General features: G+C 44.6%; 12 protein-coding genes. 9 read left to right on the plus strand and 3 right to left on the minus strand.

What is annotated here, in order from left to right:
* Positions 1-66 precede the first annotated feature (66 nt).
* On the minus strand, positions 67-885 hold the full coding sequence (locus A5877_RS06895; RefSeq protein ID WP_016612950.1) for a Cof-type HAD-IIB family hydrolase: 819 nt from the start codon (positions 883-885) through the stop codon (positions 67-69).
* 390 nt (positions 886-1,275) lie between these two features.
* On the opposite strand from A5877_RS06895, the gene A5877_RS06905 reads away from it, so the two are divergent.
* From A5877_RS06905 to A5877_RS06935, 7 genes are all read left to right on the plus strand, one after another.
* Complete coding sequence (locus tag A5877_RS06905; RefSeq protein WP_008379338.1) at positions 1,276-2,682, plus strand: TrkH family potassium uptake protein; 1,407 nt, start codon at positions 1,276-1,278, stop codon at positions 2,680-2,682.
* Positions 2,683-2,880: 198 nt separating this feature from the next.
* On the plus strand, positions 2,881-4,230 hold the full coding sequence (locus tag A5877_RS06910) for a Mur ligase family protein (protein ID WP_086316614.1): 1,350 nt from the start codon (positions 2,881-2,883) through the stop codon (positions 4,228-4,230).
* Positions 4,223-4,894: a type 1 glutamine amidotransferase gene (locus A5877_RS06915; RefSeq protein ID WP_005233555.1), complete on the plus strand. Its 672-nt coding sequence runs from the start codon at positions 4,223-4,225 to the stop codon at positions 4,892-4,894. The genes A5877_RS06910 and A5877_RS06915 overlap by 8 nt, the downstream gene beginning before the upstream one ends.
* 187 nt (positions 4,895-5,081) lie before the next feature.
* Positions 5,082-6,674, plus strand: coding sequence for an alpha-glucoside-specific PTS transporter subunit IIBC (locus A5877_RS06920; RefSeq protein WP_086316615.1), 1,593 nt, complete (start codon positions 5,082-5,084; stop codon positions 6,672-6,674).
* A gap of 13 nt (positions 6,675-6,687) precedes the next feature.
* Positions 6,688-8,019: a 6-phospho-alpha-glucosidase gene (locus A5877_RS06925; protein WP_086316616.1), complete on the plus strand. Its 1,332-nt coding sequence runs from the start codon at positions 6,688-6,690 to the stop codon at positions 8,017-8,019.
* A 63-nt stretch (positions 8,020-8,082) separates the two neighbouring features.
* Positions 8,083-8,856: a MurR/RpiR family transcriptional regulator gene (locus A5877_RS06930; protein WP_086316617.1), complete on the plus strand. Its 774-nt coding sequence runs from the start codon at positions 8,083-8,085 to the stop codon at positions 8,854-8,856.
* Positions 8,849-9,289, plus strand: a complete 441-nt coding sequence (locus tag A5877_RS06935) for a hypothetical protein (protein WP_086316618.1) — start codon at positions 8,849-8,851, stop codon at positions 9,287-9,289. Before A5877_RS06930 ends, A5877_RS06935 begins: the two co-directional genes overlap by 8 nt.
* A 56-nt stretch (positions 9,290-9,345) precedes the next feature.
* Here A5877_RS06935 and A5877_RS06940 read toward each other — a convergent pair whose 3' ends face one another.
* Positions 9,346-10,176: an endonuclease/exonuclease/phosphatase family protein gene (locus A5877_RS06940; protein WP_086316619.1), complete on the minus strand. Its 831-nt coding sequence runs from the start codon at positions 10,174-10,176 to the stop codon at positions 9,346-9,348.
* Between the two features lie 93 nt (positions 10,177-10,269).
* Entirely contained in the window at positions 10,270-12,444 is a 2,175-nt protein-coding gene (locus tag A5877_RS06945; protein WP_086316620.1) for a PTS transporter subunit IIBC, read from the minus strand.
* A 251-nt stretch (positions 12,445-12,695) separates the two neighbouring features.
* Here A5877_RS06945 and A5877_RS06950 point away from each other — a divergent pair, with 251 nt between their 5' ends.
* Positions 12,696-14,960: a glycoside hydrolase family 65 protein gene (locus tag A5877_RS06950; protein ID WP_086316621.1), complete on the plus strand. Its 2,265-nt coding sequence runs from the start codon at positions 12,696-12,698 to the stop codon at positions 14,958-14,960.
* A gap of 107 nt (positions 14,961-15,067) precedes the next feature.
* The gene (locus A5877_RS06955; RefSeq protein WP_005227844.1) at positions 15,068-16,087 is read left to right on the plus strand and encodes a LacI family DNA-binding transcriptional regulator; all 1,020 of its coding nucleotides are present in this window, start codon (positions 15,068-15,070) and stop codon (positions 16,085-16,087) included.
* Position 16,088 lies beyond the last annotated feature (1 nt).

The raw sequence follows: 16,088 nt of genomic DNA on the forward strand, positions 1-16,088 counted from the left end.
GTTTTCTTCTGAAATTGTGAAAATTGATCGGAATACTTACCTATTTTTAAGAATCTTAAAGAACGCCTAGACTATCGGGAACAGCTGATCCAATGTGACTAATACTCCATCCTCATCATTTGAGGGACAGACAGCGGTGGCAACGGCTTTGACGTTTTCTGGCGCATTGTCCATCGCATAGCCTCTCTGGCAATAGGCTAACATTTCCAAATCATTGCCGCCATCGCCAAAAGCGACACATTGCTCAGGAGTGATCCCCCATCGCTCTACCAAGCGTGCCAATCCTGATGCTTTGTGGCAGTTAGGCACGATCAGATCCACGGAACCATGCCCACTGCCTGTTGGCACTAGCAAACCAGCTAGTTCTTTTTGAAATAGTTCCGAATAATAGGCCGTTTTTTCGACAGGAACGGTTGGGGCAAATTTCAGGATCGTGTCCTCTACTTGGGCAAAGTCATCGACCCATTGCAATTTGTGGTAATACTTATTTGTTAATTCAAAAAAAGCATCACTGACCGTTCCCCGTTCACAATAAGCACTATTGAGCCCACACATTACATTTTTAACCTCGGGGTATTTTTTACATAAATCTAAGGTTGCGAAAACCGTTTCTCGGGGAATGTCCGCTGCAAAAAGCACTGTTTCTTTGTCTTTGACAAGTGCTCCGTTTTCTGCAACAAAACTCAGCTCGTGATCATAGCCGGGAAATTGAGCCCGCAACTGGTAATACTGATTGCCGCTGGCAACGACAAACTGACAGCCGACTGCTTTCATGCGGGCCAACACGGCCTTGAAGCGGGGAACATCATACGTATAATCCGTGCGCATAAAGGTTCCATCCATATCGACAGCTACTAACTTGATATCATAAGGGTTGGCATTCATCTACTTCTCTCCATTCTGGCTTTCTTTATTAAAGAAAGCGTTTTTCTCACATTATTATTTTAACATGTATATACAACTTCCGCATCCTTTTTCTTGCTAAAAAATCGATTGAAGGGTAGTGCCTCTCAAAAAAGAGACTACTGCTTTACACCATTCAATCGTGCCTACCTTTTCAAAAATCCTTACAATGATTGAAGATCATTCAAAGGCAGACCATCGCTGCCAAACACAAGGATTGATTGGCGGCTCCTTTGCCCGAATGAAAAGAATCACTCCAGAAACGTTTCCTTGCGCAATTTCTGCCCCACATAAATTCTATCCTGCTTTCTTTCAAATCTACTTGGTTCTTTGGTATACTGGGGATAGTTTAATTAGTGAGGGGTTTTTGTTATGAACTTTACCCGCTTTGCTCGCTTGACGCAGCGCAGGAGCAAGACGTTTATTTCCCAGAATGTATCTTCAATCCAAGTGATTGTTTTTTATTATATCGTGATGACGGTGGTCTCTTTGGGGCTTTTTTCACTTCCCTTCTTTCGGGAACCGGGCTCTCATGTCGCGTTTATCGATCTGTTCTTTATGGCGGTCAGCACGGTCAGTGTCACAGGGTTGACTACCTTCCCGATCAATGACGTATTTAACGACCGCGGGGTCATTTTATTGGAAGTCCTCTTTCAAGTTGGTGGTTTAGGGATCATGATGATCTCGACCTTTTTTGCGATCGTTTCACGGCGCAAAATCAGTTTAAAGCAGCGCCAATTGATCATGACAGATATGAACCAGCCAAAGCTTAGCGGGATCGTTCGGATGATTCGAACGACGTTTACCATCATTTTAGTTTGTCAGTTGGTAGCAGGTACGATCTTCGCTGTTTATTTTCATCTTTACGGGTATTATGACAATTGGCGTGACGCGATCTTTTATGGGTTTTATCAAGCGATCTCTGCTGTGACCAACTCAGGGTTTGATGTGACGGGCAATTCCATCTTGCCGTTTTCCCATGATTATTTCTTCCTGACGTGTATCATGATTTTGATTTTTATCGGGGGGATCGGATTTCCAGTGATCATGGACTTTCGGGAATGGGTCCTTTTTAAAATGAAAAAACAACGCCGCCGCTTGCCGTTTCGCTTTTCTTTATTCACAAAAATTGCTGTTTTGGCTTTCGTGATCCTCTTTGTCGGCGGTACATTAGCGATCTTTTTCCTTGAGAAAGATTATTTATTCAAAGATTACAGCTTTAGTGGTATGTGGATGAACAGCATGTTTTATTCCATGACAACGCGGAATGCTGGCCTGCAGATCCATGACTTAGGCAACTTCCAAACCACGACGTTGATCGTTTTCTCCTTGCTGATGTTTATTGGTTGTAGTCCCAGCTCTGTTGGTGGGGGGATTCGGACGACGACCATTGCCATCATTGGGCTGTACCTCTATGCCTTCTTGAAAAGTGAGGACAATATCAATATCTTCGGTCGCCGGATCGATCAAGATGACGTCCGTAAATCAGTGGTGGTCTTCATGCTTTCGATGGGCATGTGCTTCTTTTGTGTCTTATTCTTGACCGCCATCGAGGATATCCCTTTGATCGCCATCATTGTTGAAGTTTCCTCGGCCTTTGGAACCACAGGGCTTTCTTTAGGAATCACGGGCGATTTATCAACCATCGGCAAACTCGTGATTGCTCTTTTGATGTTTATCGGCCGTGTCGGTATGCTGTACACCTTGATGTTATTCGTACCAAAAGAAACACGTGACTTAGGCTACGAGTACCCAACGGAAAAAATCATTATCGGTTAAAGCAGCAGCAAACCTGGCAGAAGGTTTGCTGTTTTGCTTTTCAAGCCTTTGATCATCGCAAGTAAAAGAGCCATTTATCAGAATGGTCTTTGTAGAAATTTAAAGAATCGCAAAAGCAATTTAACCTTTTTCTTGGTATATGGTATGATAAATTGAATTTGCACAACGAAAGCATTCGCTCTAATGGAGGGTTACATTATGGGAATACGAAGTCATCTGGCTGTTTCAGTCGGTAAGACCTCTCAATGGGTATTAAAGAACTTTTTCAAAGGTGGCTCAAGCCTGCCTGGTAAATTAGCATTAAAAGTTGATCCACATATATTAGATCATTTGGCGAAAGATTACCAAGTCGTCGTGATCACAGGCACCAACGGCAAAACATTGACGACTGCCTTGACTGTCAATATTTTGCGCCAAGAATTTGATGAAGTATTAACGAACCCCACCGGCGCCAATATGGTCCAAGGGATCGTTTCAACCTTTCTATCGGCACGCCCTAAAAAAGGCAAAAAATTTGCGGTTTTAGAAATCGATGAAGCCAGTCTCAGCAAAGTAACGAAGTACATCAAACCGGAATTGTTCGTTTTCACCAATATTTTCCGCGATCAAATGGACCGTTATGGCGAGATCTATACGACCTATAAAATGATCGTTGAAGGTGCGGCAAACTCACCGGAAGCAACGATCCTCTGCAATGGGGATTCGCCACTGTTCAATTCGGTGGCAACTGTCAATCCGCGGAAATACTATGGATTTGATCATTTGCCAGATGAAGAGCAGATGGCCCATTACAATACGGATGGCGTGTTGTGTCCTGAGTGTCATCACATTTTGCATTATAAAATGATCACCTATGCCAATCTTGGGAAATACTACTGCCCAAATTGCGGCTTCCATCGACCAGAATTGGATTATAAACTGACGGAAATGACCGCAATGGACAACACCTCTGCTGATTTTGTGATCGATGGCAATGACTATCGCATCGAAGTTGGTGGGATGTACAATGTCTACAATGCGCTGGCGGCAACTGCGGTTGCGGAATATTATGGCGTAGCACCTGCAAAAATCAAATCTGGTTTGGCCTATGACGAAAAAGTCTTTGGCCGCCAAGAAGTGATCCGCATCGGGGACAAAGAATGTACGTTAGTCTTAGTTAAAAACCCTGTTGGTTTGAACCAAGTCATCGATATGATCGGCCTGTCGCCCTATCCTTTCTCACTAGTCAGCTTGTTGAATGCCAACTACGCAGATGGGATCGACGTCAGCTGGATTTGGGATGGCGACCATGAAGCGTTTGCCGATATGGGGATTCCTCAAGTGATCGCTGGTGGTGATCGTCACAAAGATATGGCGTTGCGGTTAAAAGTTGCGGGGATCCCTGAAGAGAAAATCATTGAAACCCCTGAACTTGATGACGTCATCAAGCAAATTGCAGACTTACCAACAGAAAAAGTCTATATTTTAGCGACTTACACTGCAGTCCTGCAGCTACGCAAAAAGCTTGCGGAAAAAGGCTATATCAAAGGAGGAATGAGTAGTGACTAAGTATCAACTGAATGTTGCCCACTTGTATGGAAATCTTTTGAATACTTATGGCGACAATGGCAATCTCTTGATGCTGCGCTACGTGGCCGAAAAACTAGGCGTGACCTTCAACGCAGAAGTCGTCAGCATTCACGAGCCCTTCGATCCTGAAAAATATGATCTCGTCTTCTTCGGTGGCGGGCAAGATTTTGAACAAGTGATCGTTTCACAAGATATCCAATCAAAAAAAGAAGCCCTGACCAGCTATATCGAAAATGATGGCGTGATGCTGGCAATTTGCGGCGGCTATCAATTGCTGGGTCATTACTACATCGGTGCCAACGGCGAGAAAATCAAGGGGATCGGTGCCTTGGATCATTACACCTTAAGCCAGGAAAACAACCGGTTCATCGGTGACATCGTGATCCACAATGAAGAATTCGATGAGACCTATTATGGCTTTGAAAACCATAATGGCCGTACTTTCTTAGGTAAAGGGGAAAAACCATTGGGGAAAGTCATCCAAGGACAAGGAAACAATGGCGAAGACCAAACCGAAGGCGTGGTTTACCGCAATGTGTTCGGCTCTTACTTCCACGGACCGCTTCTCGCAAGAAATGAGCATTTGGCAGAGCGCTTGATCCGCACCGCCCTTGCCAATCGTTATGGCAACGTCGAAATTTAAATACACGTACTTAGCAAACAAACCTGTTTTTCGCAGGTTTGTTTTTTTATGGGAAATTTCCCCGCAGTTGCTGCCTTTTCTCTTTGTTTGCTTCTACGTTCCTATGCCGCCTCACTTTATTGTAACCGCTATCTTTCTTTTCTATACTGAGATTGTAGTAAAAATTGAAAGGAGATGTTAAGAAATTATGATGGAAAAAGTTCAGCGGTTTGGCGGTGCGATGTTTACCCCGGTCCTCTTGTTTTCATTTTCGGGGATCATGGTCGCGCTGTGTATTATCTTTAAAAATCCGATGCTTGTGGGGAGCATCGCCACTGAAGGCTCTACTTGGTTCAACATTTGGACGATCATTGAAAACGGTGCATGGACGGTCTTCAACCAAATGGAATTACTATTTGTTATTGGATTACCGATCGGTCTCGCAAAAAAAGCCAATGCGCGAGCGGCAATGGAAGCCTTTGTCGTCTATATTACTTGTAATTATTTTATCTCTGGCATGATCGAGTACTTTGGTCACTTCTTCGGTGTCAACTTTGCAGCTGATCCCGGCGGTGAGAGTGGCTTGAAAATGATCGCCGGCATCAAAACATTAGATACTGGTATTATCGGAGCAATTTTTATTTCGGCGATCGTCGTCTATCTTCACAACAAGTTTTTCGATACGAAGCTTCCTGATTTTCTCGGAATCTTCCAAGGCTCTTCCTTTGTCGTGATCCTTGGATTCTTTTTGATGTTGCCAGTCGCTTTCTTGATTGCATTGATTTGGCCGAAAGTCCAAGCTGGCATTGGGTCCATGCAAGGGTTTCTAGCAAGTGCTGGGGTCTTTGGGGTCTGGCTCTATACTTTCTTAGAGCGAATATTGATCCCCACCGGTCTTCATCATTTCGTGTATACCCCCTTTGTTTTTGGTCCTGCTGTCGTCGAAGAAGGAATCTCCAAATACTGGATGGCACATTTACAAGAATTTGCCCAATCCACCAGACCATTGAAAGAGCTTTTCCCTGAAGGGGGCTTTGCTTTACATGGCAATTCTAAGATCTTTGCTGCACCGGGGATCGCTGCTGCTTTTTATTTCACAGCCAAGCCTGAGAATAAAAAGAAAGTCTTAGCGATTTTGATCCCTGCCACTTTAACTGCCGTTTTAGCTGGTATCACTGAGCCATTGGAATTCACCTTCCTCTTTATCTCACCACCCCTCTTTGCGGTGCACGCTGTTTTAGCAGCGACCATGGCGGCAACGATGTTTGCCTTCGGGGTCGTTGGAGATATGGGGGGCGGCTTGATCGATCTGTTAGCGAAGGTCTGGATTCCGCTATTTCAAAATCATCGCAGTATGATCTTCACGCAGTTGGTGATTGGGTTAGCCTTTACTGCGCTTTATTTCCTTGTTTTCCGCTTCTTGATCCTCAAATTTAAGTTAGCCACACCAGGACGGGAAGAAAACAATAGCGAAGTCAAACTATACACCAAAAAAGATTACAAAGAAAAACAAGCCAACACTGGAACTCAAGTGATTGCCGGTGCCAATCGCTACACCGAACAAGCCGCAGTCTACTTAGAAGGGTTTGGCGGTCGCGACAATATCGATAAAGTCACTAATTGTGCCACTCGCCTAAGAATCACCGTCAAAGATCAAGACCAAGTGCTGCCAGATGACATCTTTAAAGGCGCTGGTGCCCATGGCGTCGTTCGTAACGGCAACGCCTTCCAAGTAATCGTTGGCCTGGATGTGCCACAAGTAAGAGAACAATTCGAAAAATTATTAGCTGTATCAGACTAAGGAGGAAGCAAAAATGAAAAAATTTTCAATCGTGATCGCTGGAGGCGGCAGTACCTTTACCCCAGGAATCGTCTTGATGCTTTTAGAACACTTGGATCGTTTCCCGATTCGCCAAATCAAGTTTTACGACAATTTGGAAGAACGACAAGAAAAAGTGGCACAAGCTTGCGAGATTTTATTGAAAGAACGCGCACCCGAAATCAGCTTTTTAGCAACCACTGATCCCGAAACCGCGTTTCAGGATGTCGATTTTGTGATGGCGCATATCCGAGTTGGCTTGTATGCGATGCGCGAAAAGGATGAAAAAATCCCTTTGAAATATGGTGTGGTCGGCCAAGAAACTTGTGGTCCTGGCGGGATCGCTTATGGGATGCGTTCTATCGGCGGTGTATTGGAGTTAGTCGATTATATGGAAAAATATTCCCCTGATGCGTGGATGTTGAATTATTCCAATCCTGCAGCGATCGTCGCAGAAGCGACTCGTAAATTGCGCCCTGATGCTAAGATCATTAATATTTGTGATATGCCAGTGGGAATCGAAGAACGGATGGCGCAAGAGATCGGTTTAGCTTCTCGCAAAGAATTGGTCGTTCGCTATTATGGCTTGAATCACTTTGGCTGGTGGACAGATATACGAGACAAAGCTGGCAATGACTTGCTGCCGCAGATCCAAGCGCATGTAGCAAAATACGGCTATTCATTGCCAGAAGAAATCGAAGCGAGCCAACATGCTGATGCCAGCTGGATGCACACCTTTGCCAAAGCAAAAGAAGTGTACGAGGTTGATCCATCCACTTTGCCAAATACCTACTTGAAGTATTACTTTTTCCCTCAAGATGAAGTGGCGCACACCAACCCATCTTTTACACGGGCAAATGAAGTCATGGCTGGTCGCGAAAAACACGTCTTTGGTGAATGCCAACGCATCGTAGAAAACCAGACAGCGACTGACACCACGCTTGAAGTGGATGAACACGCCAGCTACATTGTTGACCTTGCACGAGCGATTGCTTATAACACGCAAGAACGAATGCTGTTGATCGTGCCTAACGAAGGAGCGATCGTCAACTTTGATGAACAGGCAATGGTGGAAGTGCCTTGTATCGTCGGCAGTAACGGGGCAGAACCAATCACACAAGGCAAGATCCCTCGCTTCCAAAAAGGATTGATGGAACAACAAGTCGCCGTAGAAAAATTAGTCGTGGAAGCTTGGGCAGAGGGTTCTTACCAGAAGCTGTGGCAAGCACTGATTCTTTCAAAAGTGGTCCCAAATGCCCGTGTAGCTAAAGAATTACTCGATGAATTGATCGAAGCAAATCAAGCCTTTTGGCCAGAATTACACTAGCCAGCGTTCTTCGCCTCCCCTCCTGGCTTTTCAGCTATACTTAATCAATAAGGAGGGGTTTTTGTGAAATTACAGTATTTGATTCAACAGCACCAAGCAGAGTTAAGTGAACTTGATCGTGGCATTCTGAACTATATTCTTTCCCACGGCGATACCGTTCTATCTATGGGGATCGTCGAGCTATCCGAGCAGGTTCACGTCTCAAAGTCTTCTATTTTACGGTTGACGAAAAAACTTGGTTTTTCTGGCTATTCCGAGTTCAAATATTTTCTACGGCATCAGCAAGAACAGGCAACAACGATTTCGCAGCAAAAAACGATTTTTGAAAAGCAACAAGAGGATATTTTCGCCACCCTAAACTATGTAAAAACAGTAGACTTAGCTGCCCTCAACCGCTTGTTTGACCGCAGCAAAACCATCTACTGCTACCCAACTGGGTTTTCCCAAAAGAAAGCACTGGAGGAGTTTTCCAAAATGATGCTTTCTATGGAAAAACGAGTGATCGTATTGCCGAACAAAACGGAATTTGATATGGTCATGCCGATGATCACTGTCGAAGATTGTGTGATCATCGCCTCACTGAGCGGCGAAACAGAAAACGTCAAAGAGAATCTGACGACTTTTGCGATTCGTCAGATTCCCGTTTTGACATTGAGTGCGCCAGGAGATAATTATTTTGCTCGCCATTCAACGTTTCACCTGACCTATTATTGCGATTTTTTTCAAATCGGTCGCAAGAAAATCCCTAGCCAGTCTTTGATCGGACTGAGCTGCTTGATTGATTATTTGATCCGTTCCTACGGACTATTCACTTTACAGGAGGGCAACCATGACTAAACGAAAATGGGCGTTTCCATTGATTTTACTGAGTTATTGGCTTTTGATCGCCGGTGCTTACTATCTTTATCTTTCCTTGACTGCCTTCAACCATGGGATGACCTTTGCCCAGTACCTCAACTCGCAACCGTTAGCCGCTTTAGGGGTCTTGTTAAGTAGTCTCCTTTTGCTGCAAGGGGCTTGCCTGTACTTTATTCAACGGTTTTCCATGAGTAAAAAAGGCCTTTTGGGTCAGTATTTATTCCTGATCTTCTTTCAACAGTTACTGACAGCGAATGTCATCGGCGCAGGACTCGTCTTTTTTACAAGAAGAAGTCTTTCGAGTCAGGAGGAAAACGCAACCGGGGGCGAAAAGAGTTTTACCTATGGGGCATTAGCATTCATTCTTTTATTGAGTTTATTCTTTTTCCTCCTTGTTCGATCAGCGATTTAACTTCCCCAAAAAGAAAAGCAGTGCCGGTTGGCGCTGCTTTTTTGCTGTCGCTCATGTTAGTTTGGATCTGTTTTTGAAGCAAAAACCACTTTGATTCCAAAGTGATCGCTGACGATTGGAGTACGCGTTCCGTCAAAAACGACTTCATATTCCGTTGCTTGCAGGTCATTAGATGCAAAAACATAATCGATCCGCAATGCTTCTCGATTGTCTTGCCAACCATCAATGGCTTTAACGACAGAGGCTTCCCCGGTCGTTTCAGCAGCCGTTAAAAAGCTGTCTTGCAGCTGTAAGGAGCTGTCAAGGACGAGTTGATGACCAGAACTGGCGGCATCGTTGTTGAAATCTCCTAGAATCAATAAGGTATCTGCCCGTTCTGCTAAAAATGCTTCTGTCTGTTGCCACTCGTAGGCAAATTTACCGTCTTGCCACCAAGAAAAGTGACAGCTAACGACTTGTACGATCTGCCCATCGGCTTCAGTCACGCCGCTCAGGTTTTTGCGCGTGGTATGATCCCAGACATCCGTGGCTTGTGAAGCAAGATATTCTTTGGCAATGATGGGCTGTTTGGACAATAAGGCATTGCCTTCGTGGTAAATGTCATAGCCTACGTGACTGTAGGTCCATGACCAATAGTAGTCACAGTCTAACAGTTGCAGTTCTTCCACTAGGCGTAAAGCAAAATTGTCCTCCTTGATTTCCACCAGCGTATCTGTCGGGCAATAAAGCCCATCAGGAACGATGGTTTGAGCAGCGATCGTTTGGTTGACTTCTTGCAAGGCGATGATGTCATAGTCGCCTGTTGCAATCTCTTGTGCGATCATTTTGCATTTTTCTAGCTGATTTTCTTCTAACCAGCTATGGGTGTTCAATGTTAATACCTTCATGAATAAGGCTCCTTCTCTCGGTTTGCTTGTACGATTCCTTTTAAAAATAAAAGAGAGCGGGTCAACAAAAGAGTCGACCCGCTTGTCATTTTATTATAGTTTTACGATTCCAACAACTGCGGCTGCTTGTTGCTTGCCGATTTGGGTCAATTCAAAGGAATCGATTTGATCGCTGTTGGTCAACACTACAACGATGGTGGTGTCTTTGCCAGCAGCACTTACTGCAGCGAGATCCATCTCCGCTAACTTGTCACCGACCGCCACTTGTTGTCCTTCAGTGACAGCTACCGTAAAGGGTGCACCGTTTAAGTCAACGGTATCTAAGCCCATGTGAACCAATACTTCGATGCCTTCATCAGAAAGCAAGCCGATCGCATGTTTCGTTGGGAAGATGTTGGTGACTTTCCCGCTGATTGGTGCGACAACTGTCGTCTGCTCTGGACGCACGCCATAACCGTCACCCATCATTTTTTCCGCAAACACTTGGTCTTTGACAGAGGTGATCGGCATCACTTCTCCAGTGGCAACGGCAGCTAGTTCAGCTGTCACGCCTTGGCTTTGATGGGTAGTGGTTTCAGCTGGTGCTTGACTAGCAGTCGGTTCGGGAATCGTGACACCAGAATCTAAGATATCTTGAATGTCTGATTTTAAGACATCTGCTTTCGGTCCATAGACTGCTTGCACACCGTTGTCTTTTACGATCAAGCCTAAAGCCCCTGCGGCTTTCCACGCTTTTTCATCGCCGACCGCTTCCCGATTTTTCACAGAAACTCGTAAACGGGTCATACATGCATCAACGTCGGCGATATTTTCACGTCCCCCTAATAAATGAATGATTTTCACGACTTGCGAATCTGGGTTCAAGTTGCCATCCGCCGAAGCAGTTGCTGGCGCATCGCTGGCCCCTTCTGTTTCATAGTTGCCGTTTCTACCTGGTGTTGCAAAGTTGAATTTTTTGATCAAGAAGTTTGCCAAGAAATACATCCCGACACCAAAGACGATGGTCACTAACACAAAGTTGATCAAATCTTGTCCTAAGCCGGCATTGATCGCCATTGGGGTACGTGTCAACAACTCGATATTCCCAAAAGAATGGACCCGTAAGTTGACGATATCCGCCATCGCAAATGCCGCCCCTTGTACGACTGCATAAACGATGTAAAGCGGTACGGCAGCAAACATAAACATGAACTCCAACGGTTCCGTTACCCCTGTCAAGAAGACAGCAATGGCAGCTGATAAATACATAGAGGTATATTTGTGCCGTTTGTCCGCATCGACATTGCGATACATGGCATAAGACAAGCCCATCAAGATCCCAGATGAACCAATCATTTGTCCAACTTTAAAGCGGGCAGGAACAAAGTTTTCCAATAAAAATTGATATTGTGACGTATCGCCAGCATTGCGCATATTCACTAGATCCGTTGCCCAAGCAAGCCATAATGGGTCTTGTCCAAAGACTTGGGTGCCGGCTTGTGCCCCAGAAAGAATCGTGTAGGTTCCACCTAATTCGGTGTAATTGATCGGGATCGTCAACATATGATGCAGCCCGAATGGTAAGAGCAGCCGCTCCAAGGTTCCAAACAAGAAAGGTGCTAAAACGGGCGCACTTTCTTGTGATTGCGCGATCCATAAACCGAAGTTGTTGATACCGGCTTGAATGTAAGGCCAAACGATTGATAACACTAATGCGACGACTACTGAACGGGCAATCACCACGAAAGGGACGAAGCGTTTGCCGTTAAAGAAGGAAAGCGCATCCGGTAATTTGCGGAAATTATAGTATTTGTTGTAAGCTGTTGCCCCCACAAAACCGGCGATGATCCCGACAAAGACGCCCATGTTCAAAGCAGGTGCTTCTAATACACTAGTAAAGAAACCGTCGATCATGATCTTTGTCCCAAACAACGTATGGGTAAAGGCGCCTTCTTCGGTTAACATCGCGCTCGTCACGCCAAAGATCGAACCAGTGATCCGGTTGATCAAAATAAAGGCGATCCCGGCAGCAAATGCCCCACCAGCTCGCTCTTTAGCCCAACTACCACCAATAGCTAATGCAAATAATAAATGCAAGTTACCAATAATTGCCCAACCAATGTTTTCAATGACGCCTCCTGTGGTGATCAAGAATGCCCAGTCGGCATTGATCATTGGGATCGTTTTCCCAATACTGATCATCAAACCAGCGGCTGGCATAACAGCGACAACCACCATTAGCGCTTTTCCGAATTTTTGCCAAAATTCGAAGCTCAATAATTTTTTCATCTTCCTTCTTCCTTCCCTGAATCGATTTACGCAATCGGTTTCTTAATAATTTCATTCTAACGGAGAAAAAAGATTTTGTAAACCCAGAAATATCAAAAGGGATTCTATTCGCTTTTCCACCTTTATATAACTGAATCTTTCTTTCTCGATGTTTCCTAATAGGAAATTCTTTAAACGCAACAACTTTCACTTGACGATGCAATCGTTTGCGCTTATGATAGAGATATCAAAAAGATTCTGGAGGGACTTTCATGAAAAAAATCCAACGATTGTTCGAGATCGATCCATGGAAAATCGCGACATCTACCTTAGATAAAGAAAATCGTCGACTGCAAGAGTCGCTAACAAGCATCGGGAATGGCTACATGGGAATGCGCGGCAACTTTGAAGAACAATACAGCGGCGATCATCACTTAGGTACCTATATCGCAGGTGTCTGGTACCCAGACAAAACCCGTGTTGGCTGGTGGAAAAACGGCTATCCTGACTATTTTGGCAAAGTGATCAATGCGGTCAACTTTATTGCAATGGACCTATTTGTCAATGACCAATTAGTCGACTTAGCAAAAATCAGCCCAAGTGATTTCCGTTTAGAACTAGACATGGAAACCGGGATTTTACGCCGCAACTTTACTGTCACTTTGGCAGGTGCAACGGTTAAATTCTCTTTTGAACGCTTCTTGAGCATCGTAAAACGTGAACTTGCCCTCATTAAGATGGATGCTGAGATCATTGAAGGCGACGCTGAGATTAAAGTCGTTTCTAAACTAGATAACAACGTCCATAACGAAGACAGCAACTACGACGAACGTTTCTGGGAAGAATTAGATCATGGCCAAACCGAAACCTTCCATTACTTGACCACTCGGACTGTAGAAAATAATTTTGACATTGAACGCTTCACTGTCACTTCTGCTATGCGTCATAGCCAAACACCGACTGATTCCGTGAAAAGCGAACTTTGCGTCGCTGATACCTTTGCCTTTTCTGGGGCAGCCGGTGACACCTTCTCATTGATCAAAGAAGTCTTGATCATTACGAGTCGTGATGTTCCCGCTCATGATCATCCAGCAAAAGTCACCGAATTAGGCACTTTATACAAAGCAGATTATGATGCGTTGCGTGCAGAACAAGTCGCTGCTTGGAAAGCCCGCTGGGATTTAGCCGATGTGATCATTGAAGGCGATGCTGCGGCGCAACAGGGGATTCGTTTCAACCTGTTCCAATTGTTTTCAACCTATTATGGCGAAGACGAGCGCTTGAACATTGGACCGAAAGGCTTTACTGGTGAAAAATATGGCGGTGCGACTTACTGGGATACCGAAGCCTATGCAGTTCCATTGTATTTGGCATTAGCAAAACCAGAAGTGACCCGCAACTTGTTGAAATACCGTCACAACCAATTGCCGCAAGCCCATATCAATGCGCAAAAACAAGGCTTAGCAGGTGCCCTTTACCCAATGGTGACCTTCACTGGGATCGAATGCCACAATGAGTGGGAGATCACTTTCGAAGAAATCCACCGAAACGGTGCCATCGCTTATGCCATTTACAACTATACGAATTATACTGGCGATACAAGTTACCTGAAAAAAGAAGGATTAGAAGTGTTAAGCGCGATTTCACGTTTCTGGGCAGATCGTGTCCACTATTCAAAACGTCAGCAAAAATACATGATCCATGGCGTCACTGGACCAAACGAATACGAAAACAATATCAATAACAACTGGTACACCAACAAAATGGCTACTTGGGTCTTAGCTTATACCTTAGCCAGCTATGAAGCCTTCAAAGACGAAGCGACTATCACGATCTCAGACGAAGAACAAGCCAAATGGCAAGACATCATCGACAATATGTACTTCCCAGAAGACCAAGAGCTTGGAGTCTTCGTCCAGCATGATACCTTCTTAGACAAAGACTTGATGCCCGTTTCCGATCTTGATCCAAAACATTTGCCATTGAACCAAAATTGGTCGTGGGATCATATCTTGCGCTCTTGCTTTATCAAGCAAGCCGATGTTTTGCAAGGGATCTACTTCTTTGGCGATCAATTCAGCAAAGAAGAAAAACAACGGAACTTTGATTTCTATGAGCCGATGACAGTGCATGAATCTTCCCTTTCCCCAAGTATCCATGCGATTTTAGCAGCGGAATTAGGCATGGAAGAAAAAGCGTTGGAAATGTATGAGCGGACTGCTCGTCTTGATTTGGACAATTACAACAATGATACCGATGATGGCTTGCACATCACTTCTATGACCGGCAGCTGGTTAGCGATCGTTCAAGGCTTTGCTCAAATGAAAACCGATCACGACCACTTAGGTTTTGCCCCATTCTTACCTAAAACGTGGAGCCGCTATGCCTTCCACATCAACTATCGTGGACGTCTGCTCTTTGTTTCCGTCAATGAGTCAACGGTGACTTTGAAAAAAATCAGCGGTGAGGCATTGCCAATCAAGGTGTATGGCAAAGACTATGTTTTAGAAGACGAAATCAGTACAGCGATCAACTAAACAAGCCTTCTGAAAGAAGAAATGTCTGCATTTCTTCTTTCTTTTGATTGGCTCTACCCTTGTGCCGACACTTTGTGATACTATAAGCTAAAAAAGGAGGGAAATCAGTGAGCATTACGGTCAAAGATGTCGCCAAAAAGGCTGGCGTCGCTACATCCACGGTTTCTCGTGTCGTAAACGATCATCCCAGCATTTCTGAAGATACCAAGAAGAAAGTGCGCAAAGTAATGGCAGAAATGGGCTATGTCCCCAATCTTGCAGCTCGAAATCTCGGCAAACAGATATCCAGTGCCATCGGCGTGATCTTGCCGCCTCTTGATTCGAAAGAACGACTAGGAAACCCCTTTTATTTAGAAACGATCGAAGCCATCAATGAAGAGGCCCGCCATCATCAAATGACGGTTGCCGTTGCCTCCGCCCGTGACTTTGCTACATTACTAAAAAACGTGGAACGGATGCACCTGCAAAAACAAGTAGATGGCTTTATCTTGGTCTATTCCGATGAAAAAGACCCCATCATCGACTATCTGGTCGAAAAAGAAGTCCCTTTTACCTTGATTGGTCAACCATACAGCAATGAAGACAAAATCGTTTTTGTCGATAATGACAACCAGTTGTTAGGCAAGCAAGCAACCGAGCATCTGATCGCCCAAGGGCATACGAAGATTTTATTTGCTACTAATACGACCCATGAAAATCTGTATTTCGAACGTTTTTTCGGCTACCAAAAAGCCATGATGCTGGCAAATCTCCCCTTTTATCCAGCATTGACCTTTGAAAAAGCGGAAGATTACGTCACGTTTGAAGAAACGATCAAAGAATCCCAAGCAACGGCCATCGTCGTGATCGATGATCTGTTCGCTGTGCGGATCATTCAATTAGCGACGATGTATGGCTACAAAGTCCCGGATGACTTATCCATCATCAGTTTCAATAATTCGATCTTTGCTACTTTGACACACCCGTATTTGACTAGTATCGATATCAACGTGTTGTCCTTAGGAAAAATCGCTACCGAACGGCTGATGGCGCAATTGAATCATGAAGATTCAAACGGCGTACAGCTGGTCGTACCACATAAGCTGATCAAACGAGAAACGGTCTTGAACCGCAATCAGTTGAACTGAT

This window comes from Enterococcus sp. 3C7_DIV0644 (assembly GCF_002141235.1).
Classification (GTDB): Bacteria; Bacillota; Bacilli; order Lactobacillales; family Enterococcaceae; genus Enterococcus_D; species Enterococcus_D entomosocium.